Source organism: Archangium lipolyticum (genome assembly GCF_024623785.1).
GTDB lineage: Bacteria > Myxococcota > Myxococcia > Myxococcales > Myxococcaceae > Archangium > Archangium lipolyticum.
The window spans coordinates 209,307-236,295 of sequence record NZ_JANKBZ010000007.1; the positions used below are offsets into that span (position 1 = coordinate 209,307).

22 protein-coding genes are annotated in these 26,989 nt (G+C 70.5%); 13 read left to right on the forward strand and 9 right to left on the reverse strand.

Annotation, left to right across the window (positions count from 1 at the left end; all coding sequences use genetic code 11):
• Entirely contained in the window at window positions 1-435 is a 435-nt protein-coding gene (locus NR810_RS17795; RefSeq protein WP_257453875.1) for a hypothetical protein, read from the reverse strand.
• A gap of 125 nt (window positions 436-560) precedes the next feature.
• Between NR810_RS17795 and NR810_RS17800 the strand changes: the two genes are divergently transcribed.
• From NR810_RS17800 to NR810_RS17810, 3 genes are all read left to right on the forward strand, one after another.
• Complete coding sequence (locus NR810_RS17800) at window positions 561-1,919, forward strand: APC family permease (RefSeq protein ID WP_257453876.1); 1,359 nt, start codon at window positions 561-563, stop codon at window positions 1,917-1,919.
• Window positions 1,920-1,989: 70 nt separating this feature from the next.
• Window positions 1,990-2,853, forward strand: coding sequence for an NAD-dependent protein deacetylase (locus tag NR810_RS17805; protein ID WP_257453878.1), 864 nt, complete (start codon window positions 1,990-1,992; stop codon window positions 2,851-2,853).
• A gap of 73 nt (window positions 2,854-2,926) precedes the next feature.
• The gene (locus NR810_RS17810; protein WP_257453880.1) at window positions 2,927-3,397 is read left to right on the forward strand and encodes a GNAT family N-acetyltransferase; all 471 of its coding nucleotides are present in this window, start codon (window positions 2,927-2,929) and stop codon (window positions 3,395-3,397) included.
• Here the strand turns inward: NR810_RS17810 and NR810_RS17815 are convergent.
• The 5 genes from NR810_RS17815 to NR810_RS17835 form a co-directional block, all read right to left on the reverse strand.
• Window positions 3,387-4,217 (reverse strand): polysaccharide deacetylase family protein, encoded by an 831-nt coding sequence (locus NR810_RS17815; protein WP_257453882.1) that lies wholly within the window; start codon window positions 4,215-4,217, stop codon window positions 3,387-3,389. The two genes, NR810_RS17810 and NR810_RS17815, sit on opposite strands and share 11 nt — an antisense overlap.
• A gap of 198 nt (window positions 4,218-4,415) precedes the next feature.
• Window positions 4,416-5,615: an FIST signal transduction protein gene (locus tag NR810_RS17820; protein WP_257453883.1), complete on the reverse strand. Its 1,200-nt coding sequence runs from the start codon at window positions 5,613-5,615 to the stop codon at window positions 4,416-4,418.
• A 2-nt stretch (window positions 5,616-5,617) separates the two neighbouring features.
• Window positions 5,618-5,836: a hypothetical protein gene (locus NR810_RS17825; protein ID WP_257453885.1), complete on the reverse strand. Its 219-nt coding sequence runs from the start codon at window positions 5,834-5,836 to the stop codon at window positions 5,618-5,620.
• 9 nt (window positions 5,837-5,845) lie between these two features.
• Window positions 5,846-7,012 carry an iron-containing alcohol dehydrogenase gene (locus NR810_RS17830; protein ID WP_257453887.1) on the reverse strand — a complete coding sequence of 389 codons (1,167 nt, stop codon included), beginning with the start codon at window positions 7,010-7,012 and terminating at the stop codon, window positions 5,846-5,848.
• Between the two features lies 1 nt (window position 7,013).
• A complete protein-coding gene (locus tag NR810_RS17835; protein WP_257453889.1) occupies window positions 7,014-7,331 on the reverse strand; it encodes a putative quinol monooxygenase in 318 nt (105 codons plus the stop codon).
• A 213-nt stretch (window positions 7,332-7,544) separates the two neighbouring features.
• Here NR810_RS17835 and NR810_RS17840 point away from each other — a divergent pair, with 213 nt between their 5' ends.
• Entirely contained in the window at window positions 7,545-8,771 is a 1,227-nt protein-coding gene (locus NR810_RS17840; protein ID WP_257453890.1) for a metallophosphoesterase, read from the forward strand.
• A 12-nt stretch (window positions 8,772-8,783) separates the two neighbouring features.
• Here NR810_RS17840 and NR810_RS17845 read toward each other — a convergent pair whose 3' ends face one another.
• From NR810_RS17845 to NR810_RS17855, 3 genes are read right to left on the reverse strand one after another with little or no spacing between them, the layout of a single operon-like run.
• Window positions 8,784-10,667: a biosynthetic peptidoglycan transglycosylase gene (locus NR810_RS17845; protein WP_257453891.1), complete on the reverse strand. Its 1,884-nt coding sequence runs from the start codon at window positions 10,665-10,667 to the stop codon at window positions 8,784-8,786.
• A 51-nt stretch (window positions 10,668-10,718) separates the two neighbouring features.
• Window positions 10,719-13,016 carry a DUF1592 domain-containing protein gene (locus NR810_RS17850; protein ID WP_257453892.1) on the reverse strand — a complete coding sequence of 766 codons (2,298 nt, stop codon included), beginning with the start codon at window positions 13,014-13,016 and terminating at the stop codon, window positions 10,719-10,721.
• Between the two features lie 47 nt (window positions 13,017-13,063).
• Window positions 13,064-14,356 (reverse strand): DUF1552 domain-containing protein, encoded by a 1,293-nt coding sequence (locus NR810_RS17855; protein ID WP_257453893.1) that lies wholly within the window; start codon window positions 14,354-14,356, stop codon window positions 13,064-13,066.
• A gap of 600 nt (window positions 14,357-14,956) precedes the next feature.
• Between NR810_RS17855 and NR810_RS17860 the strand changes: the two genes are divergently transcribed.
• The 9 genes from NR810_RS17860 to NR810_RS17900 all read left to right on the forward strand — a co-directional run bounded on the left by NR810_RS17860 (window position 14,957) and on the right by NR810_RS17900 (window position 26,978).
• Window positions 14,957-15,433: a chemotaxis protein CheW gene (locus tag NR810_RS17860; protein WP_257453894.1), complete on the forward strand. Its 477-nt coding sequence runs from the start codon at window positions 14,957-14,959 to the stop codon at window positions 15,431-15,433.
• Window positions 15,430-16,809, forward strand: coding sequence for a CheR family methyltransferase (locus NR810_RS17865; protein ID WP_257453895.1), 1,380 nt, complete (start codon window positions 15,430-15,432; stop codon window positions 16,807-16,809). Before NR810_RS17860 ends, NR810_RS17865 begins: the two co-directional genes overlap by 4 nt.
• Complete coding sequence (locus tag NR810_RS17870) at window positions 16,806-17,345, forward strand: chemotaxis protein CheW (protein WP_257453896.1); 540 nt, start codon at window positions 16,806-16,808, stop codon at window positions 17,343-17,345. The genes NR810_RS17865 and NR810_RS17870 overlap by 4 nt, the downstream gene beginning before the upstream one ends.
• A 5-nt stretch (window positions 17,346-17,350) precedes the next feature.
• The gene (locus tag NR810_RS17875) at window positions 17,351-18,823 is read left to right on the forward strand and encodes a CHASE3 domain-containing protein (RefSeq protein ID WP_257453898.1); all 1,473 of its coding nucleotides are present in this window, start codon (window positions 17,351-17,353) and stop codon (window positions 18,821-18,823) included.
• The gene (locus tag NR810_RS17880) at window positions 18,820-20,931 is read left to right on the forward strand and encodes a hybrid sensor histidine kinase/response regulator (RefSeq protein ID WP_257453900.1); all 2,112 of its coding nucleotides are present in this window, start codon (window positions 18,820-18,822) and stop codon (window positions 20,929-20,931) included. The genes NR810_RS17875 and NR810_RS17880 overlap by 4 nt, the downstream gene beginning before the upstream one ends.
• On the forward strand, window positions 20,928-21,998 hold the full coding sequence (cheB, locus tag NR810_RS17885) for a chemotaxis-specific protein-glutamate methyltransferase CheB (protein WP_257453902.1): 1,071 nt from the start codon (window positions 20,928-20,930) through the stop codon (window positions 21,996-21,998). The genes NR810_RS17880 and cheB overlap by 4 nt, the downstream gene beginning before the upstream one ends.
• On the forward strand, window positions 21,995-23,161 hold the full coding sequence (locus NR810_RS17890) for a response regulator (protein ID WP_257453904.1): 1,167 nt from the start codon (window positions 21,995-21,997) through the stop codon (window positions 23,159-23,161). The genes cheB and NR810_RS17890 overlap by 4 nt, the downstream gene beginning before the upstream one ends.
• Before the next feature lie 170 nt (window positions 23,162-23,331).
• The gene (locus NR810_RS17895; protein ID WP_257453906.1) at window positions 23,332-25,641 is read left to right on the forward strand and encodes a hypothetical protein; all 2,310 of its coding nucleotides are present in this window, start codon (window positions 23,332-23,334) and stop codon (window positions 25,639-25,641) included.
• Complete coding sequence (locus NR810_RS17900) at window positions 25,638-26,978, forward strand: hypothetical protein (protein ID WP_257453907.1); 1,341 nt, start codon at window positions 25,638-25,640, stop codon at window positions 26,976-26,978. Before NR810_RS17895 ends, NR810_RS17900 begins: the two co-directional genes overlap by 4 nt.
• Window positions 26,979-26,989 lie beyond the last annotated feature (11 nt).

The window sequence follows — 26,989 nt, forward strand, 5'->3', positions numbered from 1 at the left end:
TCAGCGTACGAGCCGCAGCGCGCGATAGCCCGGCACCTCCGCCGCGCGTGCCCGGACCTCGAACCAGTTGTCGCGGTACGGATGGCCTCCGCGCGTGAACTGCCACAGCGAGGCGAGGCCGTAGAGGGGGAGGAACAGCGGGCCGAGGAAGAGGGTCTGCACCACGTGCGCGCGCTCGTGACGCATCAGCCGGATCTGCCTCGGGCCGTCCGCTCCCGCGTAGGTCACCACTGCGCCCAGGGCGAAGGCGTTGATGTGGAAGCGGCGCATGTACCAGCCGAGTGGACTGTCCGGCACGACGACGAAGTGGAGGATTCCCTCGTCGTCCACCGAGTCGAGCTGGGTGAAGGGCAGGGTCAACAGCAGCCCCACCAGTGTCACCGGGAGCGCCCAGAGATAGCCCGCGAGCCAGAGCACCTTCCTCATGCCATTCATGATGCCAGCTCTCCAGGGAAGAGTTGCGAGCCGTGTCCACCTACCGGGGCTGAGCTGGCTTCTTCCTGACAGCTCGCCGTGAAGACAGGTCAACCGGACAACCGCCGCGTGTAAGACGTCCGGTCATGGCGGATGGCGAAGACACACCTTCCTCGCAACCGGCGCTGGCCCGGACCATGGGGCTCACGACGTTGGTGGTCTACGGCGTGGGCGACATGCTCGGGGCTGGCATCTACGGTCTGATTGGCAAGGCCGCCGGCCTCATGGGCAACGCCGTCTGGCTGGCGTTCTCCCTGGCGATGCTCGTCGCCCTGCTGACGGGCTTGAGCTACGCCAACATCGGCTCGCGCTACCCCCGCGCGGCGGGCGCGCCCTATGTCGTCCATCGCGCCTTCCGGGCCCCGTTCATCTCGTATGTCATCGGGCTGGGCGTGGCGGCCTCTGGCCTGACGTCCATGGCCACCGGCTCGCGTGTCATCGCGGGCTACGTGCAGTCCCTGGGCGTGCGGCTGCCGACCGGCGTCCTGGTCGTTGCGTTCCTGGTGCTGCTGTCGCTCGTCGTCTTCCGGGGCATCCGCGAGAGCACGTGGATGAACATCCTCTGTACAACCGTCGAGCTCACCGGACTGCTGATCATCATCGTGGTGGGTGTGCGCTACTGGGGCTCGGTGAACTACCTCGAGACGCCAGCCACGGCGGGGGAGGGGAGCGTGGCGGCCGGCATCTCCGCGGGCCTGCTGCTCCAGGGCGCGGTGCTGACGTTCTTCTCGTTCATCGGCTTCGAGGACATCCTCAACGTCGCCGAGGAGGTGAAGCGTCCCCGTACGACCCTGCCGCTGGGGTTGCTCCTGGCGCTGCTGATCGCCACGTGCCTCTACATCCTGGTGGCGATCTCCGCCGTGTCGGTGCTGCCCTACCGCGAGCTGAGCCAGTCGAAGGCCGCGCTGGTGGACGTGGTGCGCAAGGCGGCGCCCGCCTTTCCTCCCATCCTCTTCACGGGCATCAGCATCTTCGCGGTCGCCAACACGGCCCTGCTGAACTACGTCATGGGCTCCCGGTTGTTGTATGGCATGGCGCGTCAGGGATTGCTGCCGGCCTGGTTGGGCCGGGTCCATCCCGTCCGACGCACGCCGCATGCCGCCATCCTCGTCCTGCTGGGAATCGTGCTGACCCTGGCCCTGGCGGGGGACATCCGGCAGCTCGCCGACGCCACGTCGCTGCTGCTGCTGGGCGCCTTCGTGCTGGTGAACGGCGCGTTGCTGGTGCTGAAGCTCCGCCCGGGCGAGCCTCGGGGGGCCTTCGAGGTTCCGGTGTTCGTCCCCGCGGCCGGCGTGCTGGTGTGTCTGGTGATGATCGTTGGCAGGGTCCTCGGCCGTGAGGCGGATGCCCGCGCTCCGCTCATCGCGGGCGGTGTCGTCGTGGGGATCTCCCTGCTGTATGCCCTCCGGCGGCCGAGGCACGTGGTGCTGGACGAGGCACCGTGACGTCCGGCTGCTCGGTCCCCCGGCCTGGGGCCAGCATGCACGCGAGGGGCGCGTTATAGATCTTCCCCGAATGACCGCCTCCCTGGAACGACCGTCTGCCCTGTCCGCGAACGAAGGAGTCGACGCCCTGGCCTCGCTGCTGCGGGGCCGCCGGCTCGTGGTGCTCACCGGCGCCGGGTGCAGCACCGAGTCGGGCATCCCGGACTACCGGGGGCCCGGCACCCGGGCCCGTGCCCGCAATCCCATCCAGCACCGCGAGTTCCTCTCCCGGCCCGAGGTGCGTGCGCGCTACTGGGCCCGGAGCCTGCTCGGCTGGCCGCGCTTCTCGTCGGCCCGTCCGAACGCGGCGCACGCGTCGCTCGCGGCCCTGGAGCGCCAGGGCCACGTGTCCGGCCTCATCACCCAGAACGTGGACAGGCTGCACCACTCCGCCGGCAGCGAGCGCGTCATCGAGCTCCACGGCGCGCTCGCCCGGGTGCGCTGTCTGGACTGCGACGCCATCGAATCCCGGGCGGAGTTGCAGGAGCGGTTGCTCGCGCTCAACCCCGGCTTCTCGGAGCGCGCCGCCGAGCTGCTGCCCGATGGGGATGCCGAGCTGCCGCTCGAGGCGGTGCGGGCCTTCCAGGTCGCCGCGTGTACCCGCTGTGGCGGGACGCTGAAGCCAGACGTGGTGTTCTTCGGCGACAACGTGCCTCCGCCCACCGTGCAGGCCGCGTTCGCGATGCTCGAGCAGTGCGATGCGCTGCTGGTGGTGGGCTCGTCCCTGGCCATCTACTCGGGCTTCCGCTTCCTCCAGCGCGCCGTCGATCGCCACATGCCCATCGGCCTCGTCAACATCGGCGAGTGCCGCGGGGAGGAGCTGGTGGACGTGCGCGTGGAGGCTCGCGCCGGCGAGGTGCTCCCCCGGCTCGCGGCCGCGCTCGCCGGGGGCTGAGCCCCGAGTCCTGTTGTCTGGCACGGCGCTCCGGGCCAATCTCCCGGCGCCCCCGAAGCCCCGAGAGGACCGAATGCCCGCAGTCATCCGTCCCGCCACCCTGGAGGACCTCCCGGCACTGGCCGCCGCGCTGGCGCCACTCCCGCTCTTCAAGGCCTATGGCCTGGATGCCACCACCCTGGCCGCCCGCTTCCGCGGCGCGCTCGAGCGCGGCGAGGGGCTGCTCATGGCCACCGACGAGAGCGGCCCGGTGGGCGTGTGCTGGTTCCTCACCCGGGGCACCTTCGGCACCGGCGCCTACCTGCGCACGCTCGCCATCCGGGAGGAGCGCCATGGCTCGGGTCTCGGCGCCCAGCTGCTCGCGGCCTACGAGGCCGGGTGTGGAGATCCGCCCGGCGGCTACTTCCTGCTCACCTCCGACTTCAATGAGGGCGCGCAGCGCTTCTACCAGCGGCACGGGTACCGTCAGGTGGGCCAGCTCCCGGGCTTCGCCGTCCCGGGCGTCAGCGAGCTCGTCTTCTGGAAGCCCCGCGTCAGGGGATGATTTCCGCCACCACGGGACGCACCGGCTCGTCGGAGGGCTTGCACGTGGGCCAGGCCGTGTCCTCGAGCAGTGTGCCCACGGTGACCAGCTCGAAGCCGCGCCTGCGCAGTCCCTTGATGACGTCCGGCAGTGCCTGGGCGGTGGGGAAGCGCTTGTGGTTCATGTGCATCACCACGATGGCTCCGGGGGTCGCCTTCTTCACAACCCAGTCCACCAGCCGCTTCGGGGTGATGGTCCCATCCGGGTCTCCCGAGGGCAGGTCGAAGTTGAGGGTGACGAGCGACGCCCGCGACGCGAGCCAGGCGACCCGGCTGTCCACCTCGCCGAAGGGTGGGCGGAAGTACCTGGGGATGCGGCCGGTCTGCTCGTAGACGATCCGCTGCGTGCGCTGCAGCTCCTCCAACACCTTCTGGTCATCCCTCACCTCGGGCATGTGAGGGTGCGAGAAGGTGTGGTTGCCGAACTCGAAGCCCGGGTACTGCGCCAGCTCCTGGAGACGTCCCGGGTTGGCCAGCGCCCAGCCGCCACCGATGAAGAGGGTGGCCGGCGTGCCGGTCTCCAGCAGCGTGCGGATGACGCGCTCGTCGTACTCGTTGCGGCGCGTGGTGCAGGCGTCGAAGGTGAGGGCGACCCGCATCCGGTGGCGGCTGCCGTTCGTCACGATGGGCGCCGTCATGCAGGCCGGAAGCCCCTCGGGCGCGGACGCATTCTCCGCCACCTCCAGGGCCGCCTCGGGCTCCTCGGGAGCAATCCACGCGCACGCGCTTGGCGTGAGCGCCACCAGCACCAGGAAGAATCGCACGGGAGAGCGACGAGCCATGGACCCGAGCAGGTATAGCGCGGATGGCTCGGGACTTGTTGAGTGTGCAACGAGCAGTGCACCCGTGTGACGGGCCGTGTGGTAACGGCGGCGGAGATTTACGGAGTCCTCGAATTCGGATGTCTCCGCGACACCCGCGGGGAGGCTTGACGCGCGGGGCGGACCGCGTCCTCGCGGTGGCCCCGGCCACGTCTCCGCTCAGGCTCGCGCGTCGGCGAACAGCGTGAGGCTGAGGGAGAGATCCTGGTGCACGTTGCCCAGGCCCGGGATGTAGCCCTGCTCGCCGAAGGTGCACAGGCCCAGCAGGGGAACGCCGGGCAGCAGCCGCGAGAACGTCCGCAGGCCCTCGTCGATGCGAGGCCCCAGCGCGCCCGCGCACCCCGCGCAGAAGATGAGCGCCGCGCCCTTCACGTCCCGCGCCGTCAGGTTGCCCTGCGCCAGCGCCATGTCGATGAGGTGGGCCACGTCTCCCACCAGCCCCTCGGCGGTGCCGGTCATCAGACACACCTCGTCCTGGGGCTCGATGCGGGCGAAGACGTCCACCGTTCCCCGGTCCGCGTGGACATGGGCCGGGTGCACCGTCACGTAGTGGTCGCGCGTGTCCAGGTTCCGGCGCACGGCGATGGGCCGCAGCGCCGTCTGCGCCAGGATGTTGCCACCCGAGCGCACCTGATCGTCGATGGAGCCCTCCATCCAGCGCCCCAGTACCTGCGCGGCCGGTTGGCCATCCAGCGTCAGCAGGGTCCGGCCCTCCGTCCCCGTGGCCCGGGCGTGCACCCCCGTGGGGCTGTAGGGCGTGGACAGCGCCGTTCCGATCCGCACCTCGCCGAAGAGGCCCAGCAGGGACACACCCGATTGAACCACTCCCTTCTGGGTGAAGACGCTCCACTGTCCGGCGATGGCATGGTCCGCGGCGCTGCCGCCCTGGCACGGCACGTCCGGACAGACGCTCGCGATGCCCTCCAGCATCGCCTCCTCCACTCCGGGTGAGGCGTTGAAGAGGATGACCCGCGGCATCTTCCCGCCGGACTGGCGCAACAGCTCCCGCGCCGCGGCTTCTCCGGCCCGGCGCCCGTCCGCCTCCGTGGAGTAGGCCACGAAGGCCGTCCCCGGGGTCCCCCCCACCAGCATCACCGCCACCGCGCCGAGGCCGTCGTTGCGCACGCCCGCCGAGGTGAGCACGCCCAGCGACGTGGTCACCCCGTGCAGGGGCACCCCCTCCAAGGCCTCCCGGAAGGCGGCGTGCACCCGCGCGGCGTCGTAGTCCACCGTCGAGGTGATGTAGGCCGCCCGGGCGGGTGCTCCTCCGAGCTGCGCGCGTGCCTGCTCCACCGCGGACTGGACGGCCTGCTTCACATCCGCCGCGTCTCCGACTCCAACTCCGATCGAGACCGTCATCTTCATGCCTCCGAGAGAAGCTTCTGGAGCTCCTTGAGCTCCTGGACCGTCAACAATTGGGGCAGCGCCTGCTCCAGGCGCCGCAGGGCGTCGGGCGGGTCCGGATCATTCGGGCCGAAGCTGCGAACGTTCACGCCGCTCATCATGATGAGGCGCGCGACGCCGAAGCCGAGCTTGTGTTTCTCGACGAAGGCGGTGATGCGGCTGATCCTGTTGGCCATCGGGTTCTCTCACCGCGAGCGGACGACGATCTCCGTGAGCTCCTCGTCCGTGAGGGGCAGGGGGTTGGCCTTCATGCTGCTGGCTGCCTTCGCTCGGGTCACGAGCCTGGGGACGTCCGCCTCCATCAGGCCGTAGTGCCCCAGACCTGGAACGCGCAGCGACTGGCACAGCTCCCTCACCCAGGAGATGCCGTCCTCGGCCCGAGCCCCCGCCCGCCCGGTGAGCAGGACGGCCACTTCCTGGAAGCGTGGCAGCGCGGGGTGCGCGGGAGCACGGGCCCTCAGCGCGCGCAGGTTGACCTCCAGCGTGGCGGGGAGCAGCGCCGCGCAGACCGCGCCATGGGGCGCCTCGAACATGCCTCCCACCGGGGCCGCGAAGCCGTGCACCGCGCCCAGGCCCGCGTTGGCCAGGCACAGGCCCCCGAAGAGGCTCGCCAGGGCGAGGTCCTCCCGCGCCGCCGCGTCCGGGCCTTCCAACACCGCGCGCCGCAGCGAGCGGGCCGAGCGGCCCATTCCCTCGCGGGCGAGCGCGTCGGAGAGCGGATTGGCCCGGGCCGACAGGAAGGGCTCGATGAGCTGGGAGAGCGCGTCCAGTCCGCTGGAGGCGAGCACTGCGGGAGGCACACCCGCGAGCAGGTCCGGATCCACGAGGGCCAGCCGGGGCAGCATGAGGGGGCTGCGCAGGCTCGCCTTCACCTGGGCGTCCTTCACCCCCAGCACCGCGTTGCGTGTCACCTCGGAGCCCGTGCCCGCGGTGGTGGGAATGGCCACCAGCGGCAGCGAGGGCTTCGTCAGCGGCAGGCCCCGGCCCACGACCTCCAGGTAGTCGAGCGGGTCTCCTCCGTTGGCGGCCAGCGCGGCGATGGCCTTGCCCGCGTCCAGCGCGCTGCCTCCGCCGAACGCCACCACCGCGTCACACCGCTCGGACACGGCGAGGGCCGCCCCGTCCCGTGCCAGCTCCACGGTGGGCTCACCCCCCACCGCGAAGGTGACGCTGGAGAGTCCGAGCTGGCCGAGCCCCTCGCGCAGCGGTCCGGCACGCGTGGAGTCCCTGCCCGTGACCACCAGCACCCGGGTTCCGCCCAGGGCCTTCACTTCCCGCGGAGCCTCCGCCAGCCGGCCCGCTCCGAAGAGGATGCGCGTGGCGGTGGCGAACTCGAAGCCGCTCACGCTCATGTCACCACTCCCCGTCCTCGGGGAAGCGGTTGACGTATTTCCGGGACGTGCGCGGCTCGGCCATCATGGGCGCCACGGTGTCGCGCCAAGTCAGATAGTGGGCCGTCTCCTTGTGCGCGGCCGGCGCCTGGGGGTTCTTGTAGACCTCGACGAGCACGAACCGTGTCGGGTCCTCGGTGTCCTGGATGACATCGAAGCGGGCGATGCCCGGCTCCTTCACGCTCGCGCGTGCATTGGCCAGGGTGGCTTCACGGAAGGCGTCCACGGACTCGGGCTTGACGTGCACGTGGACGTGGACGATCAGCAGGCTGTTGGACATGCGCCGAGGATACTAGAGAGGCCCCCTCTTCAGGGGTTTCCGCATGGGCGGCGTCCAATACCCCCAGCATCGTGGACAGGGTTGTCTGATCGAGCACACAGTCCGGGGACACCTGGGGCAGTCCGGCGCCCCCCCTCGCGTGGCGGCCCGCCCGGTGGACGGGCCTGCGTTCGACCAGCATCCGGACGGCGGCTTTGTTATGCACGGGCACCCATGGGGAGACTCTTCTTCACCGCCCTCGTCAACCTTGGTGCCTACTTCGTCCTGCGCCGGCTGTGGCCGAGCATTCGTGAGGGGTGGCGTCATCAGACCTTCCTCGCGCTGGCGGGGCTGTCGCTTCTGGGCCTTGCCCTTCCGCTGGTGTTCGGGTTCGGCGATCACGGCGTGGTACCGATGGTGGGCCTGCCGCTGAAGCTCTTCAGCTCGGGCTGGCTCATCGCGGTGGGGTTGGTGATGCTCCTGGGGTGGCCTCTCGCGCTCCTGCTCAAGCGGCGTGCGCCGGCCCCCGCGAGCGTGGCTCCGGTGGTGCAGGTGACCGAGGGAGGGGCGGCGCTCGTGGCGGCGCCTCCGGTCGACCTGGAGCGGCGGAGTCTGCTCGTGGGCGCGGGGCGGGCGTTGCCGCTGTTCGCCGCGGCGACGAGCTCGGCGGGGATGGTGGCCGGCTCCTCCGGCTTCGTGCTCCGCGAGGTGGATGTGCGGCTGCGTGGCCTTCCCCCGGCGCTGGACGGCTTCCGGATCGGACAGATCACCGACGTCCACATCGGCACGTTCATCGACACCCAGTACCTGCGCGCCACCGTGGAGGCGATGAACCAGGCCGGGGTGGACCTCCAGGTGATGACGGGAGATCTGATCGATGATCTCTCGCAGCTCGACGAGACGATGGCCGCGCTCGAGATGTGCCAGGCGCGGCACGGGATGCTCGCCATCCTCGGCAACCACGAGCACTGGCGGGGCCTGCCCGCCGTCCGCGAGGCGTACGCGGCGAGCGCGCGCCGCGGCGGCCCGGTCCGCCTCCTGGTGGATGAGGCGCACGTGCTCGAGCATGCCGGGCACCGGGTGCGGGTGGTGGGCGTGGACTATCCCATCGGGCCGCGCCGCAGCGTGAGCGCGAAGGCGGATCGCATGCGGCGTTCGGCGGAGGTCGCCTTCCGGGGCACGTCTCCGGACGAGCTGGTGCTCTGCCTGTCGCACCACCCGGACTTCTTCCCGCTCGCGGTGGAGCGGGGCGCGCGGCTCACGCTCTCCGGCCACACGCATGGCGGGCAGGTGGCGCTCCTCGGCATGCCGCTGTTCCGGTTCGCCTTCGACTACATGCTGGGGCGCTACCGGCGCGGGGAGGGACAGCTCTACGTGTCGGGAGGCACGGGGCACTGGCTGCCGTTCCGCATCGGCGTGCCGGCCGAGGTGACCCTCGTCACGCTCCGCGCGGAGGCCTGAGCGCCCCGTCCGTCAGTCGACCGTGGGCTCGGCGCGGGCCTGGCAGGCGAAGGGGAGCGGCGCGGCGAGGGCCTCCTGATACTCCGCCTCGCTGATGTCGCCTCCCTCGTACATGTCCGTCAGCAGATCACCCACGACCTTCATCCAGGTGTCCGAGAGCGCTCCCCGGGAGCAGTACCCGTGGTAGCGCACCGGGTTGGGGATGATGGTGGCGAGAAAGGCGGCCTCGCGGATGCTCAGCTCGCGCGCGTTCTTGTCGAAGTAGTGCCGCGCCGCCTCTCCAATGCCGTAGACGTTGGGGCCCCACTCGATGAGGTTGAGGTACACCTCGAGCAGCCGCTCCTTCGACACCGAGGCCTCCAGCCCCAGTGTGAGGAGCGCTTCCTTCACCTTGCGCGCGTACGTCCTCTCCCGCGACAGGAAGAGGTTCTTCGCCAGCTGCTGGGTGAGGGTGGAGCCTCCGCGCAGCTTGTCGTCCTCGGGCGCCAGCACGATGTTCCGCAGCGACTCGAAGTCGAAGCCCTGGTGGATCCAGAAGGCGGCGTCCTCGCTGCGCAGCACCGCGCGCACCAGCGGACGCGGCAGCTCGGCCAGGGGCACGTAGGCGGGATTGGCCGGGCCGATGCGCAGCTCCCGTCCGCGCCCCTCGGCCGTCAACGGACGGTAGTCGAAGGACTCGCGCACCCAGGCCAGCGGTCCCGTCCTGGCCGCGCGCTTCAGCTCCGGCGGTAGCTCCAGCTTCGCCTGCACCGCCCAGTCGCGGCGCCGGTACACCGGACCGGAGAGCGCCAGCGAGGCCCGGAACTGGCCCTCCAGCCGCGCCAGCTCGACGTCGGGCACCAGGGAGGGAGGCAGCGCCGTCAGCGCCTCTTCAAAGGAGAGCGGTTGCAGCTCCGCCCGCAGCCAGAAGCGGGGCTCTCCCACCCAGGTGGTCTCGCCGTGCACCTCGACGCCCGCCTGACGGCGCTCACCCATCGTCAGCCGCAGGGACTCGAGCACCACCTTCCGGCTCTTCACGTCCCAGTTCACGCGGCCCTGGGCGGAGAAGGTGAAGGGGCCCACCGGCTCCGGGGCCAGCTGGGGACTGGCCACGGTGAGGCCCGTCATCGCCCCGGAGAAGGTGAGGCGGGAGGCATCCGCCTGGAGCTCGCCCTCCAGCGTGCCTCCTTCCACGCTCAGGGGAAGCTCGGCGAGCGACAGCAGGGGGCCCGCGGGCACGCCTCGTATCCGGAGCGTCCCCGAGGGGCCCGACTCCGCGCGCACGACGGTCAACGCCGCGCTCCCGCCTCCGGGCAGCTCGGCCGTGGCCTCCAGCCGGGGCTCCTCCTTCGTGCCCTCCACCCGCACCCGGCCCGCGAACGGGCCCCACTCCCTCCGGCCCTGGTGCTCGAAGGCCAGGTGCACGTTCTTCAGCACCACCTGGGGAAGCTCGCGGGAGGTGCCCGGGTCCGAGGACGCGGCGGGGCGCCGGTCCTTCCGGGCCTCGCGGACCCGTTCGACGAGGGCCCGCAGCTCCTGCCCGTCGGGACCGGCCTCGACCGTCACCCCCGCGAGCTCCACCCGGCTCGCCTCGACGTGGCCCCTGAGCAGGGCCATCCGCCGGATGCGGACGGTGACGCGCGAGACGCGCACCACGGGAGGGCCCTCGGGCCGCGTCCCCGGAATCTCCACGGGTCCCAGGGACACCGTGCCCGTCCACCCGACGTGGAAGTCGTTCCCGATGTGCACCGGGCCCAACCGGGACTCCAGGGCGGGTTCTACCCGGGCCAGCACCCGGGCGCGTGCGTCCTCGCCCTGCAGCCATGCATACCCCGCGGCCCCGCCAACGGCGAGCAGGAGCGCGAGCAGCAGGAGGACGAGGAGCCCTTTCTTGGACAAACGGCGCGAGGAGGACATGGGGCTCGCGCCTCCCTATCGGCAGGAGGCGCGAGGTTCAAGCGCGGTGAATCAGCGCGTCGCGCAGTAACCAAAGCTGGTGCTGCCACCCGGGCCCAACTGGCCGTTCCAGTCCTGGCCCACGAAGGTGGTCTGGCCCCCGGAAGGCGTGGCCGTGGCGTTCCACACGTGCGTGAGGTTGCCTCCCACGCTCATCGTGGCCCGCCAGGTGATGGTGTCCGTCCCGGGGTTGGTCACCTTGACGTTGGTGCAGTAGCCGCTCCCCCAGTCATCCTGCGGGAGCATGGTCACCTTCACGTTGCCGGAGGCCGCCGGGTCGGTCGTGCCACCCCCGCCGCCATTGCCCGGCGTGCCGCCGCCACCACCTCCCGGCTTCGTTCCCGGATCTCCCAGTCGCTCGGTGAAGCGCGGCAGCTGCGTCAGCGTCACGAGCAGCTCCGGGATGCTCTGCCCGCCCTCGCGGAAGCGCTCGGTGAGCTGACGGGCCACGCAGGACTCGTCATCCCCGGAGGAGCCGTAGGCGAAGCGCAGCCACTGCATCGAGAAGCAGGACGCGACGTCCGCGCTGGCGCCCAGCTTGCTCTGCAACTCCTCCACGCCGGTGAAGGTGCCGTCGGTGCCGGGCGTGGGCGCGGACCACACCGCGCCCGTCGCATCCACGGGCTGCCCGTCCGCCTGCGCCGGCCGGTAGCGGCCGACACTGTCGAACTGCTCGAAGCCGAAGCCGATGGGGTCCATCAGCTTGTGGCAGGAGGCGCAGGCCGCGTTCGTCGAGTGCTCCTGGAAGCGCTGGCGGTTGGTCGAATCGGGGTCCACCGGGGACAGCTGCACGTTGAGGCCCGGGGGAGGCGGCGGGAGCGGCTGGCACAGCATGCGCTCGCGCACGAGCTTGCCGCGCAGCACGGGCGAGGACGTCTGCGGCGTGGCGTGGCTGGCCAGGATGCTGCCATGGGTGAGGATGCCCTTGCGGCCCGTGCCGGACAGGTTCCACATCCGCATGCCGCTGGTGTTGGCCGTCGAGGAGCCCACCTGCCCCGCCAGGCCATAGAAGGACACCAGCGCGTCCGTGGCGAACGTGTAGTCGGCGGAGAAGAGCTCGGGGAGCCGGCCGGTGCTGCTGCGCACGACATGGTCGAAGAACTCCGTCGTCTCGTTCTTCATCGCCGCGCGGATGTCGGAGGTGAAGCTCTCGAAGGCCACGGCGTCCTTCTGCGCCTGGTCGAGCTTGCCCAGGTCCAGCCACTGGCTCACGAAGTGGTCGAGCATGGGGCGGCTCCGGGGCGACGCCAGCATGCGGCGCGCCTCGGCGGAGATCTGCTCCGGCGTATGCAGGGTCCCGGCGCGCGCCTTGGCGAGCAGCGCCTCATCCGGCATGGAGCCCCAATAAAGGTACGACAGCTCCGAGGCCACCTCGTAGTCCGTCAGCACGTACTTCCCGCTGCTGTTGTACTCCCCCAGCTCCGAGCGATAGAGGAAGTTGGGGGACTGGAGCATGGCGGCGATGACGGCCTCGATGCCCTCGGTGTAGCCGTCCTCCGACGCCACGCTCGTGTAGAGCGACTGGTAGCGGGTGCGCTCCCCGTCCGTCAGCGGGCGGCGGAAGGCGCGCTCGCCGAACTTCTGGATGAACTGCTGCGCGCACGCCTCTCCCGGCTCGCAGGTGACGTGCTGGGACAGGTTGACCACGGCCGCCTCGGCGGCCTGCTCGGCGGTGCTGAGGAGCTTGTCGGTCAGCAGGGTGCCCACCGCGCGCGCGTCCGAGTTGTTGTCGAAGCCGTGCACCACCTCCTCCGCCGGCAGGGACTTTCCCCAATCGGAGCTCAGGTAGAGGAGGTCGCGCAGGGTGTTGTCGTACTCGAAGCGGGTGAGCATGCGCAGCCGGCGCCGGGCGGCGGGGTCCACCTGGCCCGGGGTGCACGCCACCACGGCGGTGGCCTCGCAGGCCCCGGCGACTCCGTTGATGCGGTCCGCGAAGGCCTGGAGGTCCGTGTAGCGGTTGGTGCCCTGGGCCACGAGCGTGCCGCCGCCGTGACCCTTCGGGTGGGTGCCCGCGGGCTTCATCACCAGCAGGGGCGCGCCGGCGCTCATGTCGCGCGCGAGCCCCCGCACCGTCATGAAGTTGGCCTCCACCGCGCCCTCCTCGTTGGGGGGCAGCAGCACCAGGCGCGTCCCGGCCGCCAGGCCGTCGGACTTGTGGCAGGCGATGCACTGCGTGGACAGCACCGGCTCCCAGAGTTTGGTGCGGAAGAACTCCAGGTCATCGGGGCAGCCGTCCTGCTTGGTGCAGGCGGAGAGGGAAGCGGAGAGAACGAGGGCGCCAAGGGCAGCGAGGTGCCGAGAGGTGAGCACGGGCCTGCCTCCTAAATCTGAAGGTGGACGGTCAGGTGGGGGCGGGGTCAGACGAGCCCGGCGAGCGGGCCGCTGGCCTTGGTGACATCGCCGAAGGTGTCGATGGTGACGCCCAGGGCATGGCAGACCGAGGTGAGCAGCTTCTGGTGCGGCGCCCCGTTGAAGCGCAGGTAGCGCCCGAAGCGGAAGTAGCTGTTGGCGCCTCCCGCGATGACGAAGGGCACGGAGCGGCAGGTGTGCAGCCGGCTGTCACCGAGCTCCTTGGCCCAGAGCACCAGGGTGGAGTCGAGCAGGGTGCCGCCGCCCTCCAGGTCGGGGTAGGACTCGAGGGCGTCGAGCAGATAGGCGAACTGCTCGGCGAACCAGCGCTCGCACTTGACGAAGTTCGCCACCCCGGCGGTGTTGGAGTCGTCCTTGTGGGACAGCTCGTGGTGGGCCTCGCCCATCCCCATCCAGTTGAACACCTGGGGGGCGATGGTGTGGGCCCACTGGATGGAGGCCACGCGCGTCATGCCGCAGGCGAGCGCGCTCACCATCAGGTCCATCTGGGCCTTGCCCACGGCGGGGAAGTTCCCGTTGGCCATGGCGTCGATGGGCGTCGGAGCGGTGGCGGAGGGGCACCCGGGCAGCGCCGCGGGCTCGGTCAGCCCGCGCTCCGTCTGGCGCAGCGCCTCGAGGTGCTGATCCAACTTCTGCTTCTCCTGCGCGCCCGCGCGCTGGGCCAGGTCGTTCATCTCGCCGCGTACCAGGTCCAGGATGCTCTTGCGGCGCCGCAGCAGCTTGTCGGTGGTGGTCGTGTCACCCCCGAGCGCGCCGAAGAGGCGCTGGAAGGCGTTGCGCGGGTTGTCCTCGGGCGAGGCGAAGACGCCGGGGGCCGAGTACGACATACGCGTCGAACGCGCGGCACCCCAGGCGCTCGTCTGCACGCCGAACTCCAGGGACTGGAAGCGCGAGCCCTGGCCGATCTTGCTCGCGATGTACTGATCGACGGACAGACCTCCGGAGGCACTGCCCGCCGTGCCTCCGCCGGTGAGCATGTTGGACATGCCCGCCTCGTGGTTGTCCACCTCCACGAAGTCGATGCCGTCGCAGATGAGCAGCTTGGAGCGGTGGCGCGCGAGCGGCTCCAGGATGCCGCCGGCGGGGAACGCGAACTCCGTCTCCGTTCCGGTGGGGCGCCAGTGGTTGTGCACCGTCCCATTGGGCGAGAAGAAGACGATGAGCCGTTTGGCCTGCTGGGTCGCGGCCCGGGCCTCTCCGCTGAGCAGTCCCAACAGGGGGCTCGCCAGCAGCGAGGCTCCCAGGCCGGCGGTGAACTGTCTTCGCCCAATCCGAATCATGCGCGTCTGCTCCCGTTGCCGTGGTTTCGACTCGGTGGCCTGCTCGTGGGCAGGCCCTGGTGGCAATGACTGTCTGTTACTTCAAGGTGAGACCCTGCGTGTAATAGCTCACCGCAGCCTGGATGAGGACTCATGCCACCCGGCATCGACCACAACTCAAAACATTTTTTGAGTCACCAGAGGTGGGTGGGAGTGATTCCTTGTCCACCCATACCTACTGTGCAATTCTCAATTATCCGGATGTCGTCGGAAATGTCGAGGCTTCTTACGAGGGGGACATACGAATTTCACGCGAATGTCTTGCAATATTTGCTGTCCGTGAGCCGATTCGCACGCGGATGCGGATTTTCCGTCTGGATTCAAAACGGGGGCCGGTGAGCGCCGTGCTGTGGTGGCGTAATCTTTGAGAGTCTTCAGCGTTTTTGGTCCGCGTGTGCCGGAGAGTGCGTGCGGGTATGCAGTCCGGCGCCAGCCTCCCTCCTTCCTGGCTGGGAGCCATGCGCGCCACCATTCAGGCGGTCATCGCACATCTGCTCCCCCTCGCCTTGGCATACGCTGAAGGTGCATGATTGTGTGGAGATCGAACCCGAAGGGGGAGTCATGCCCAGGCAGGGGTCGCGCTGCTTCCTCGTGGTGAGGGCGCAGGAGTGGATGTGCGCGCTGCCGCTCGAGGAAGTGGAGGAGACGATGAGGCCGCTGCCGGTCGCCCCGGTGTCGGCCGCGCCCGTCTTCGTGCGTGGCGTGTGCCTGGTGCGAGGCACCCCGGCGCCCGTGGTGAGCCTGGCGATGCTGTTGGGGGGGCAGGCCGTCCTGTCCGGCTCCGGCCGGCGCTTCGTCTCGCTGCGCGTGCCCGAGGGGCGCCTGGCGCTTGAGGTGGATGAGGTGCGCGGCCTGCGGTGGGTGGAGGAGGGCCAGTTGGACTCCGTGCCTCCGCTGCTGCGCGCCACCGCCAGTGGCCACCTGCGGCACCTGGGCTCGTTGGATGGGCGGCTGATGGCCGTGCTCGGCGCGGCCCACCTGCTGCCCGAGGAGATCTGGGACCGTCTGGAGAGCTCCTCGGGTGAGGGGAGCGCGTGATCGCTCGTTTCGTCGCGCTCGTGCAGCAACGCCTGGGGCTGGTCATCGACAAGGGCCAGTGGGGTGAGCTGGAGCCGCTGCTCGCGGAGCGTGCCGGCGGTTCCGTGGAGCGCTACCTGGAGCGGCTGGCCTCCTCGTCCGCTCAAGAGGAGTGGAAGGCCCTCGCCGAGCGGCTCACCGTGGGGGAGACGTACTTCCTGCGCCACCTCACCCAGCTCGAGACGTTGGTGGATGAGGTGCTTCCCTCCTTCCTCCGCCAGTCCTCCAACATCCGCGTGCTGTGCGCCGGCTGCTCCAGCGGAGAGGAGCCCTACTCCGTGGCCCTCCTGGCCCGTGAGCGCGGGCGGGTGGATGCCTCCCGGCTGCGCATCCTCGGCATCGACGTCAACCCTCGCGCCATCGCCCAGGCCCGCCGCGCCTGCTACTCCTCCTGGTCCCTGCGCGCCGTGCCCCTCGCCCTGCGCGAGCAGTGGTTCAAGCGGACCCCCGAGGGGTTCGCCCTCCGGCCCCAGGTGAGGGATCAGGTCATCTTCGAGGAGCGCAACCTGTTGGAGGATGCCCCCGCCTTCTGGGCCCCGGGCTCCTTCCACGCCATCCTCTGCCGCAACGTCGTCCTCTACTTTCCTCCCGAGGTGACGCGAAGGATCATCGCCCGCATGGCCCAGGCGCTGGTCCCTGGCGGCTACCTCTTCCTGGGGCCCAGCGAGACGCTGCGGGGCATCTCCGAGGAATTCGAGCTGCTGCGCCGCGGGGACGCCTTCTACTACCGCCGGCTGCCGGTACCGTTGCCCACCCTGGCCTCCTCGCGGGCGCCGCCCCTGCTTCCGCCGCCCCCCTCCGCCGTGGCCCTCCCGAGGGGCTCGAGCACTCCTCCTCCGGTGGACGGGTTGGAGGCGGTGCTGCGGCTGCTCGAGGCCGAGCGCTACACCGAGGCCTGGGCGCGGCTGGAGTCGCTCCCCCAGGAGGAGCAACCCAGGGGCCTGCTGCTGCGGGCGGTGTTGCACCTGCACGCGGGACGCCTGGAGGCGGCCGAGCACCTGGGCCGGCAGCTCACCTCGGCGAGCGCCACCGAGGCCCCGGCCCAGTACCTGCTGGGGCTGTGCCTGGAGCAGAGCGGGAACGAGGTGGGAGCCCGGTCCCGTTACGCCGCTGCGGTGCGTGCGGATCCCACCTTCGCCCTGGGGTACCTCCGCGCGGGTACACTGGCGCGCCGGGCCGGTGACCTGGCGGACGCCCGGGTGGGCCTGCGCATGGCCCTCTCTCTGCTGCCCCAGGAGAAGCCGTTGTATCTGTCACTCTTCGGCGGAGGTTTCGGCCGCCACGGGCTGATGCAGGTGGGCCTGCAAGAGCTCCATGCCTGTACGGAGGTTCCATGAGTCTCCCTCGCACCCGCGCGGCCCAGCGGCTGGACGAGCTGCGCGAAAGCTTCGACTCCTCCTTCTCCCGGCCCCCCGCGCCGCGGCAGGAGCCCGGCGAGGCGTTGCTGCGGCTGCGCGTGGGCGGTGCCCCCCTGGGCGTGCGCCTGGGGCAGCTGTCGGGTCTCCACCTCCTGCCGCGCCTGGTGCGCCTGCCGGGCAGTCCGGACTCGTTGCTGGGGCTGGTGGGGCTGCGAGGCCAGCTCATCGCCGTGCACGACCTGGCGGCGCAGCTGGGCCTCTCGTCCGGAGAGCCTCCGCGGTGGTTGCTGCTGGCCGGTGGTACCCGGCGCGTGGGCCTGGCGGCGGCTGGCTTCGAGGGCCAGTTGCGCGCCACCCGTGAGCAGATGCGTTCTGGCGGGGGCTCCTCCTCCGCCCACCCCTTGCTGAGCACCAGCGTCCTGCTGCCGGACGCCCCGCCGTTGCCGGTGCTCGATGTCGATGCCCTCGTGAGAAAGCTGCTGGAGGAGGCCTCCGCCCCCCAGCAGGGGAGATGATGAAGATGTTCTCGAATCGGACGTTGGGACAGCAGTTCACCGCCGTGGTCATCGTGGTCTCGGCGTTGATCGTGCTCTTCGTCGTCATGTCCCTGAAGAGCATCCGGGATTTCACGGACGCCGCCACCACCGTGGGGCGCACCCATCAGGTCATCACCGGGCTCGAGCGGGTCCTCTCCAGCGTCAAGGACGCGGAGACGGGTCATCGCGGCTACGTCCTCACCGGGGATGAGGCCTTCCTCGCGCCCTACAACGAGGCGCAGGCCAGCATCGACAAGGAGCTGTCGCTCCTGAGGGAGCTCGTCTCCGGCAACCCCGAGCAGGTCCGGCGCCTGGAAGTGCTGCGGCCCGCCATCTCCCGGAAGCTCGCCAGTCTGAAGGCCAGCATCGAGCTGCGCCGCACCAAGGGCTTCGATGCGGTCCAGACCAGCACCGGCATGAGCGAGGGCAGGGAGATGATGGAAGCCATCCGGGGCACGGTGGCCGAGATGCGCCTGTCGGAGGAGAAGCTGCTCCAGGAGGGCGACGCGCAGATGGACGCGGACGCGCTCTCGTTCATGCGGGTGTTCTTCTGGGGCGGAGTCGTGGCGCTGGTGGTGGTCATCGGGGCCGCCACCCTCGTCGGTATGGGTCTTCAGAAGAAGATCGGCTCGGCCATCTCGGGGGTGCAGGGCTCCTCGGCCGAGCTCCAGTCGGCGGCCTCGCAGCAGGCCACGGGCGCGCGCGAGCAGGCCTCGGCCACGACGGAGATCTCCACCACCGTCAAGGAGCTGCTGTCCACCTCGCGGCAGATCGCCGGCAGCGCGCAGCAGGTGGCCCGCGTGGCGGACGAGACGGCGGGCGCGGCCCGCACCGGCAACGAGACGGTGCAGCACGCCCAGGAGGCCATCGACACGGTGCGCCGCCAGGTGGACGCCATCGTCAACCACATGCTGGAGCTGGGCAAGCGCTCGCAGGAGATCGGCGGCATCGTGGACATCATCAACGAGCTGGCCGAGCAGACGAACATCCTGGCCATCAACGCCACCATCGAGAGCGCCGGGGCGGGGGAGCACGGCAAGCGCTTCGCCGTGGTGGCGGAGGAAATCCGCAAGCTGGCGGACCGCGTGGGCGGCGCCACCAAGGACATCCGCGTCCTCATCGAGGAGATCCGCGCCGCCTCCAACACCACCATCATGGCCACCGAGGACGGCTCCAAGGCGGTGCAGAGCAGCGCCAAGCAGTTCAGTGACGTGGCGGGCAGCTTCCGCCGCATCGCCGAGCTGGTGCGCGCCAACCTGGACGTGGCGCGGGAGATCGAGCTGAGCACCCAGCAGCAGACGACGGCCGTGGAGCAGGTGAACACCGCCATCCTCGAGGTGGCGCAGACGGCGCGTCAGGCCGAGTCCAGCTCCGCGCAGACGTTGCAGACGGCCACCCGGCTCATCCAGCTCTCGCAGCAGCTCAACGCCATCATCGACTCGCGCGCCAACGCATGAGCCTGGACAGCGATCCCTACCATTACTTCCGCATCGAGGCCCGGGAGCTGATCGAACAGCTCACGCAGGGCCTGCTCTCGCTGGACGATGGCGAGGGCGGTGCGCAGGCCGTGCCGGAGCTCTTCCGCTACGCGCATACCCTGAAGGGAGCGGCGCGGGTGGTGGGGCAGGTGCGCATGGCGGAGATGGCGCACGCCGTGGAGGACGCGCTGTCGTCCTACCGCGAGGCTGGCCAGTCCCTGCCCGCCGACAGCATCCGCGAGTTCCTGCGCCTGGTGGGGCAGATGGCGGAGCAGTTGGATGCGCTGGACACCCCGCCGCCGCCGCCCGAGGAGGCCCCGTCCGAGGAGGGCGCTCCGGCGCTGGCGCTCCCCGAGGCGCCGACGTCCGAGGTGGTGCGCGTGGATCTGGCGCGGCTGGACACGCTGCTGGAGGGCCTGTCCGAGGCGGTGGTGCAGCTCGGAGGCCTGCGCGGGGCGGTGGAGTCGCTCGGACAGGCGCAATACGGAGCGGGCAGCCTCATCGAGCAGCTCTCCGCGCCCGTGGTCAGCAACGGCTCGCCCGCGGAGCGCGCCCGGTGGCTGTCGCGCGTGCTGTCCACGGCCGAGGGCCTGCGCTCCGTGCTGGTGAAGGCGGGGCGGCAGCTCGGCGGCGGGCTGGGGCAGGTGGAGTCGGAGCTGGCGCGCCTGCGGGATGGGGCACACACCCTGCGGCTCGTCCCGGCGCAGACGCTCTTCGGGCCGCTGGAGCTGGCCGCTCGCGACGCGGCCGCCTCCCTGGGCCGCCAGGTGGAGATGCACGCCGAGGGCGGGGACATCCAGATCGACGGGCACGTGCTGGCGGCGGTGCGCCAGGCCCTGGTGCACGTGGTGCGCAACGCGGTGGACCACGGGGTGGAGCCTCCCGAGGAGCGGCGGGCGCTGGGCAAGCCCCCCACGGGCCGCTTCTCCTTGAAGGTGCAGCGGCGCGGCGGACGCGTCCTCTTCCGGTGCGAGGACGATGGGCGCGGCGTGGACCTGGGCCGGGTGCGCCAGGTGGCGGTGCAGCGGGGGCTCGTCTCCGCCTCCGAGGCGGACGCCCTGGACGAGCAGGGGCTGTTCGGGCTGCTCTTCCAGCCCGGGTTCAGCACGGCCCGCACCATCACCGAGGTGTCCGGCCGGGGCGTGGGGCTGGACGTGGTGCGGGACATGGTGCTGCGGCTCAAGGGCGAGGTGCACATGACCTCGCGGCCGGGGCTGGGCAGCTGTCTCACGCTGGAGGTCCCCCTCACGCTGGCCTCGTTGGAGATGCTGGGCGTGGAGGCCGGTGGGCAGCGCCTGCTGGTGCCGTTGGAGGCGCTGAGCGGCGCCATCCACCTGCCCGCCGAGGCCGTCTCCTGGACGGGGGCGCGCGCCTGCATCTCCCACGAGGGCGAGGCGCTGCCCTTCCTCCCGCTGGTGGACGCGCTGGGCGGCACGAGCAGCGCGCAGCGGCCACGCACCTGGTCCGTGCTGGTGCTCGACGCGGGCACGGCGGGCCGGGCCGCGGTGGGGGTGGAGAAGCTGCTGGGCATCTCCCGCCGGGTGAGCCGGCCACTGCCCGCCACCGTGCCCAACCTGCCGCTGGTGGCCGGGGCCAGCTTCGACGAGCAGGGCCTCCCCCTGTTGCTGCTGGACGCGGCTGGCCTGGTGCGCCGGGTGCAGGCGGGCTCCTCCGGCGGGGTTCCCCAGGTCAAGCCCTCGCGGCGGCACCTCATCCTCGTGGTGGATGACTCCGTCACCACCCGCATGCTGGAGAAGAGCATCCTCGAGGCCGCGGGCTATCAGGTGGAGCTGGCCGCCTCGGGCGAGGAGGGCTTCGAGAAGGCGCGGCGGGGCGGTCACTCGCTGGCCATCGTCGACGTGGAGATGCCGGGGATCAGCGGGCTGGAGCTCACCCGGCGCATCCGCGCCACGCCCTCCCTTCAGGCGCTGCCCGTGCTCATGGTGTCCTCGCTGGCCACCGACGAGGACAAGCGGCGCGGCCGCGAGGCGGGCGTGTCGGCCTACATCGTCAAGGGCGAGTTCCAGCAGCACGGCTTCCTGGACACGGTCGCCCGTCTGACGGCCTCCGGGCGGAGGGCAGAATGAGCCGCCTGCGGGTCCTCATCGTCGATGACTCGCTGACGGTGCGCCGCCGGCTGGCGGATGCCTTCGCGTTCGACCCGTCGTACGAGGTGGTGGGGGAGGCCTCCGATGGTCAGCAGGCCTTCGAGCAGTGCCAGCGCCTGCGCCCGGACGTGGTGACGATGGACCTGGTCATGCCGAAGGTGGATGGGCTCCGGGCCACCGAGCTCATCATGGCCCACTGCCCCACGCCCATTGTCGTCCTCTCGGCGACCGAGAATCGCACGGAGGGGCTGCGGACGTTGGACGCGCTGGCCGCGGGTGCGGTGGACGCGGTGGACAAGCCCTCGGGGACCCTGGACTCGCGGTGGATGGAGACGCTGGTGTCACGGGTGCGGGTGGCGGCGCGCGTGCGCGTCATCACCCACGTCCGGGCCCGGTTGCGGACGGAGGAGGCCCGTTCACACGCGCCGCCACCGCGCGTGCAGCCCCCCGTCGTGCCGCCCCGGTTGCTGGTGATGGGGGCCTCCACCGGAGGGCCCGCGGCCGTGCGCCACATCCTCCGTTCGTTGGCTCCGGGCTTCCCCCTGCCGGTGCTGCTGGTGCTCCACATCACCGAGCACTTCGACACCGCCATGGCCGAGTGGTTGGAGGCGCAAAGTGGCCTGTCGGTGCGAAGTGCCGTGGACGGGGAGCCGCTGCCGATGCCGGGCCGGGTGGTGGTGCGGATGGCACCGGGCAACCGGCACCTCGTGGTACGGGGGGGGCGGTTGCGGTTGGTGGACGGGCCGGAGCGCCACTCGTGCCGTCCCTCGGTGGACGAGCTCTTCGAGTCGGTGGCCCGCGAGCTGGGGGCGGCCTCCATTGGCTGCCTGTTGACGGGGATGGGGCGGGACGGGGCCGAGGGATTGTCGGCGATGCGACGCGCGGGGGCCCCCACGGTGGTGGAGGATGAATCCACCTGCGTGGTATTCGGAATGCCCCGAGAGGCCATCCGGTTGGGGGCCGCGCAGCACGTGGTGGGATTGACGGAGATTCCTCCTCTGCTGGCGGCGCTCTCTCGCGGGGGGGCCAGGGAAGGATTGTCATGAAGGCACGTGTGCTCATCGTGGACGACAGCGTGACGGTCCGGGCGGACCTGCGCGGGGTGCTGAGCACCGCTGGCTTTGGCACCACGTTGTGCGAGAGCCTCGCGGTCGCCCGCAAGGCGCTGAGCGAGAGTGAGTTCGACCTGCTCATCCTGGACATGCTGCTGCCGGATGGTGACGGCGTGGAGCTGCTGGAGGAGCTGCGCCGGGTGCCTCGCACGGCGAACCTGCCGGTGCTGATGCTGTCCACCGAGGCGGCGGTCATCCAGCGGCTCAAGGGCCTGTCCCACGGTGCCAACGACTACGTGGGCAAGCCCTATGACTCGGCCTACGTGGTGCGGCGCGCCCACGAGCTGACGCAGCTGCCGGATTCGGATGGCACGCCCCGGCTGGTGTCGGCCGGGCGGCGGCGCCGGGTGCTGGTGGTGGACGGCCGCATCGACTTCCGCCACCGCGCCGCGGATGCGCTGCGCAAGGACGGCCACGACGTCATCATCGCCGAGTCCGGCGACGACGCCATGCGGTTGCTGGAGGCGCAGCCGGTGGACTGCATCCTGCTGGACCTGGAGATGCCGGGGCTGGAGGGACCGGAGTGGGTGCGCGCCGTGAGGACCCTACCCGGGACGGCCCATGTGGCGGTGGTGGGGCTGACGGCCGGCTTCGACGCGAAGCTCATCTCCGAGGCCCTGGCGGTGAAGGTGGATGCCTTCTGCTCCAAGACGGAGGACATCGAGGTGCTGCGCGCCCAGGTGCGCACGGAGCTGCGGCGCCGGGCCGAGTCCGAGCAGGCCATGGCGGCTCCGTCCCCGGCCCATACCCCGGCCATTCCCGTCGTCCCGGTGGTGTCCGTGCCCGCCGCCCCGGCCGCGCACACGCCGTCCCCCGGAGGGATCCATGGCTCCCTCTTCGAGGCCCTGGTGGCGCGCTGTGGCCTGTCGCCCGTCATCGCCCCGTCCACCATGACGCGTGCGTGCCGCAAGGCCGGCGTGGAGCCGCAGATGCTCACCCCCGTGACGCTGGCGAAGGCGCTGCCGAGCATCCGCGACATGCTGCACATCTTCCTCGACGCCCAGGAGGCGGAGCGGCGCATCCAGGCCATCCAGGCGCTGGCCCAGGGGGAGCCCGCCAGCGCGGCCTCGCCGGAGAGCAAGAAGTCCCGCGTCTGATGGACGGAGGGGAATCTCCGTCGGAACAGAACGACTCCTGGAGTCAGGCAGAGCCAGTCACGCCTTCACCAGCGCGCATGACGCAAGCTACGACCCCCGGGACCCGAAGCCGGACGGGGCCCTGCACCCGGGCGCCTTCGCCTCCCTGGGCCTGGGGGTGGGGGTGGACAATGCGCTCTGAAGCCCGGGCGCTCAGGTGGGCGGCGCTGCTGGGGGCTGTGCTGCTCTCCACCGGCTGCGTGACGCTGGCGCCGCGACAGGGCGGCAGCACCGTGGAGGGCCCGCGCACCCTTTCCACATTGCGAGACACGGCGGCCACTGCGTCCCCGTTCGAGGTGCCCTCCTTTATTGCGTCTACCGAGCTGGGCGAGCGCGCCCTCTCCGCCGAGCCGGGTGAGCAGGAGCGGCTGCACAGCCGCCGCAGCGCCCGCGGACTGGGCCCGGACGCTGCCCTGGCGAGCTCGGGTGCCCCTCATGAGTCGCCCTCGTGCGGAGGGCAGGCCGTGCCCCCAGGCTGGCCCGACTTCTCCGCCGGCGACAGCGAAGCACTCCTCGCCCCCTTCCTCACGTGCACCTCGCCCGCGGAATACGTCACGCTCCAGGAGCGCGTGGACATGCCTCGGCTGGTGGAGTCGCTGACGGACTGGGATGCCGTGCGACTCGGCTCTCTGGGACCCGTGCGAGAGGACGCGGCCGGCATTCTCAACCGCAAGCGTCTCGCGTTCATCCTCCATGCCACGGACAAGTATGGAGTCGCCCATGCCGAAGTGTTCGTCCGCTTCCTCCTCGACTCGGCCCATGACGATGAGCTGCGGGAGATTCTCTTCTGGCTGGCGCGGGACAAGTGGCTGGACACCACGCTGGGGCTGATGCCCAGGGCCCGTGCGGAGTTGGACGCGCGGAGCCTGAAGCTCTCGGCCCGTCCGGACAGGGACTTCCAACCCGGAGACCTGATGCGGGGGGCTGGTCGCGCTGTCACCGAGCTGCTCACCCATGAGCAGGAGAAGAATGCCTGGTACACCCACTACACCCGGCAACGAGGCCAGCTCCCCCCGTCCTACCAGGAGGACCTCGACGAGGTGGAACGAGAGGTGGCGAAGCAGCACTACTCGGCGGGCAACGTGGTGCTGGGCAGCGTGGACCACCTCACCTTTGGCGTGCCGCTCGGCTTCTACTACCTCGGGGCGGGTACGGGCCACGGGCTGTATTCGCTCTCGCGGGGCGAGTACGAGCAGGCCATGCGCGAGCTGACGCCCGTCGCGCTGCTGGCAACCCTGTATGTGGGTGGCAAGGGCGTGCGCACGCTCTACGAAGCCCGGGGAGGAGGAGCCGGACTCCAGCGGGGACTCGAGACGGTGCGGGTGCGAGTGAGTCTCCTCGCGGAGAGGACGCGGGAGCTGCAAGCACGGCTGGGCGCGGGCGTGGAGGGCCTGCGAGAGCTGGCCCGGTACATACAGGCCAGTCGTGAGGCGGGCCGCTTCGTAGCCGTGGGGGGGATGGACGCCGCGCTGGCGCTATACGAAGCGCGGGGGAATGTGGCCAAGGCCCGCCCGCTCATGTCCAAGGCCAGGCCCGGGGCCACGGGCTCCCCAGCCGTGAATGGCGGTGAAGCGGCCGGCGCTGGAGAAGCCGCCGCCGCGGCCGACGAGGCCACACGCCCCTCTCCTATGAAGGCCCCCGCCACGGAGCGTCAGGGCACCCTGGCCTCGCTGGTGGACGAGGGCGTAGGCCATACGCGGGAGGTGGTGGAGGCGAAGCTCGCGGCGGTGGAGCTGGAGGCCACGGGCCCGCGCCTACCCAAGGACGCGAAGGTGCTGAAGCAGCACCAACCCTCCATCGACGCCGCCCCGCCCGAGGCCCGTGGCAATCCGCGCTGGCGCGAGTACGTCGACTACTACGAGAAGCGCTTGAAAGAGGTGAAGGAGGGCACGGCCACCGAGGGCCCCCTCAAGTGGGAGCCCTACGAGCGGATGCGCGCGTGGTTTGCCCGGGGGATGGCCTTCGAGCGCGACATGGTGAAGCTGTTGAAGGCTGACGCGGAGAAGCCTCGGGCCCAGCGCCGCTTCCTCGGGGACTTCGACAGGCCCCGCATTGAAACGCAGGTGGGCGTGAGGAAGTCGGGCCCCGGCCTCCGCTACGCGGACGTGCTCGTCATCGAAGAGGGGGGAGTTGGCGGGCAGCCACGGCGCGTGGAAACGTTCAGCTTCAAGAGCCGCAACTTCTCGGAACTAGACAGCAAAGCAGTGGCAGCGCAGATGATCGAGGACGCCAGGGAAGCTCTGCGGAAGTACGGAGAGACGCTGGACATCCGCCGCGACTCTCTCCAACGTCTTTTCGGCGCGGCTGGCGAGGTGCCCGTCCAGCGGGTCTGCCTCATCTACGAGGGAGGCGCACTCAAGCCCACGGCTGTAGACGCCTTGAGGACAGCCGTGAACGAAACCAAGAAAGCCGTTCCGGGAGTGGGGGTGTTGTTCCAATGAAGGTGCTGAGCGTGCACGATTTGAAGCCGGAGGACAGCCTCCTGCTAACCTTCGACGGTGCCTTCAGTCCACAAGCGGCACTGGAGCGCGAGCTGGCGCCGGTTCTTCAGGCGCTCGAGGAGTACGCCGACGGGTGGATGCCGGACGTTGTCAAAGGCAAGCGGCAACGCAAGTACGCCCGTGCCGCCGTCTGGAAGTCCCTGGAAGAGGACCGCGATGGGAACAGAGCGGACCTCGGGCTCTACCGGACGGAGTGGCCCGCGTTGGACATGTGGCTCAGGCTTTGGCTCCCACCGCGAGCTCCCGACCTGGGCATCATGCTCACGGTGAAGCCGCTCTCTTTCTTCGCGGAAGCGGAGCGCTGTCACCACTTCGTGGAACTGGTGCGCGCCTGGGCCTCTCGCTACCCCGTAACCTATGCCATGGCCCACAGTACCGATGACAGAGCATTGGCGGGCGCTCCCAATTTCGGCCGTGACGATGAAACTGAATACAGAGACGGTTTCGACAAAATCTACGAGGTGTGCTGGCTCAACGTCTTTGGTCCGAAGTTGGTGGAGACTGTCGGTCGCGAGCGCATGCTGTCCACTCCAGCCCATCGTGTGGAGGAACTCCCTTCCGGCTCTGTCCTGCTGGTGACGTGGCCCAGCGCGGCGGATTTCGCGAGCAGGGAGGCCAGGCTCGCGCAGGCCCGCGCCCACGCCCACCTCCGGCCAGACCTCGACTTCGACGCCGTGCTGCGCACCTTGCATGAGCGGAGTGCCATGCTCGCTCCCGTGGAGCCCCGCTTCCACCCGGACCTGGCTCCGCTCCTTTCGCGTGTGGTGGACCGCGCTGCGAGTTACGAGCGCCAGCGCAGGATTGCCGAGCTCAGCGCGTGGCAACCACCCGAGCCCGAGGAGTGGCGCCCCGCCGACTCCGCCCTGCCTCCGGACGTGGAGGACATGGAGAGCGCTCGCAAGCATTACAGCACCCTTGCCGAGCACCTCGTGGCGCTGCTGCACACGGAGGTGCCCTCCGTCTTCGAGGCCACGCCAGAGTCGCTCACGGATGCCGACTTCTACTTCTGGCGCGAGGAATTCCCGAAGAGCCGCCTGCGGGAAGTCATCGACGAACACGCGGTGCCCGCCATTGGCGCGTACCTGGGCGAGGTACTGGTGCGCAACCTTGGCGGCAGGTGGATACCGCGCCAGAAGCTCGAGGAGGCCCAGGTACTCGTGGGCAACCGCGTGTGGCTTCCCTTCGTTCGGGCCCGCAACTACATGCGCTCGCGACAGTCGCTCCTGGACTACTCCCTCACCTACCTCTACCGCATCGCCGAGCGGCACCGGGGCTGAGGTGCGAAACG

What these genes read in the sequence shown, in the direction of transcription:
- NR810_RS17840 (WP_257453890.1), top strand. Translation starts at nt 7,545, where the DNA reads ATGGGGAGACTCTTCTTCACCGCCCTCGTCAACCTTGGTGCCTACTTC.
- cheB (WP_257453902.1), top strand. Translation starts at nt 20,928, where the DNA reads ATGAGCCGCCTGCGGGTCCTCATCGTCGATGACTCGCTGACGGTGCGC.
- NR810_RS17860 (WP_257453894.1), top strand. Translation starts at nt 14,957, where the DNA reads ATGCCCAGGCAGGGGTCGCGCTGCTTCCTCGTGGTGAGGGCGCAGGAG.
- NR810_RS17825 (WP_257453885.1), bottom strand. Translation starts at nt 5,836, where the DNA reads ATGGCCAACAGGATCAGCCGCATCACCGCCTTCGTCGAGAAACACAAG.
- NR810_RS17810 (WP_257453880.1), top strand. Translation starts at nt 2,927, where the DNA reads ATGCCCGCAGTCATCCGTCCCGCCACCCTGGAGGACCTCCCGGCACTG.
- NR810_RS17795 (WP_257453875.1), bottom strand. Translation starts at nt 435, where the DNA reads ATGAATGGCATGAGGAAGGTGCTCTGGCTCGCGGGCTATCTCTGGGCG.
- NR810_RS17895 (WP_257453906.1), top strand. Translation starts at nt 23,332, where the DNA reads ATGCGCTCTGAAGCCCGGGCGCTCAGGTGGGCGGCGCTGCTGGGGGCT.
- NR810_RS17900 (WP_257453907.1), top strand. Translation starts at nt 25,638, where the DNA reads ATGAAGGTGCTGAGCGTGCACGATTTGAAGCCGGAGGACAGCCTCCTG.
- NR810_RS17870 (WP_257453896.1), top strand. Translation starts at nt 16,806, where the DNA reads ATGAGTCTCCCTCGCACCCGCGCGGCCCAGCGGCTGGACGAGCTGCGC.
- NR810_RS17835 (WP_257453889.1), bottom strand. Translation starts at nt 7,331, where the DNA reads ATGTCCAACAGCCTGCTGATCGTCCACGTCCACGTGCACGTCAAGCCC.
- NR810_RS17815 (WP_257453882.1), bottom strand. Translation starts at nt 4,217, where the DNA reads ATGGCTCGTCGCTCTCCCGTGCGATTCTTCCTGGTGCTGGTGGCGCTC.
- NR810_RS17875 (WP_257453898.1), top strand. Translation starts at nt 17,351, where the DNA reads ATGTTCTCGAATCGGACGTTGGGACAGCAGTTCACCGCCGTGGTCATC.
- NR810_RS17830 (WP_257453887.1), bottom strand. Translation starts at nt 7,012, where the DNA reads ATGAGCGTGAGCGGCTTCGAGTTCGCCACCGCCACGCGCATCCTCTTC.
- NR810_RS17845 (WP_257453891.1), bottom strand. Translation starts at nt 10,667, where the DNA reads ATGTCCTCCTCGCGCCGTTTGTCCAAGAAAGGGCTCCTCGTCCTCCTG.
- NR810_RS17890 (WP_257453904.1), top strand. Translation starts at nt 21,995, where the DNA reads ATGAAGGCACGTGTGCTCATCGTGGACGACAGCGTGACGGTCCGGGCG.
- NR810_RS17855 (WP_257453893.1), bottom strand. Translation starts at nt 14,356, where the DNA reads ATGATTCGGATTGGGCGAAGACAGTTCACCGCCGGCCTGGGAGCCTCG.
- NR810_RS17800 (WP_257453876.1), top strand. Translation starts at nt 561, where the DNA reads ATGGCGGATGGCGAAGACACACCTTCCTCGCAACCGGCGCTGGCCCGG.
- NR810_RS17880 (WP_257453900.1), top strand. Translation starts at nt 18,820, where the DNA reads ATGAGCCTGGACAGCGATCCCTACCATTACTTCCGCATCGAGGCCCGG.
- NR810_RS17805 (WP_257453878.1), top strand. Translation starts at nt 1,990, where the DNA reads ATGACCGCCTCCCTGGAACGACCGTCTGCCCTGTCCGCGAACGAAGGA.
- NR810_RS17820 (WP_257453883.1), bottom strand. Translation starts at nt 5,615, where the DNA reads ATGACGGTCTCGATCGGAGTTGGAGTCGGAGACGCGGCGGATGTGAAG.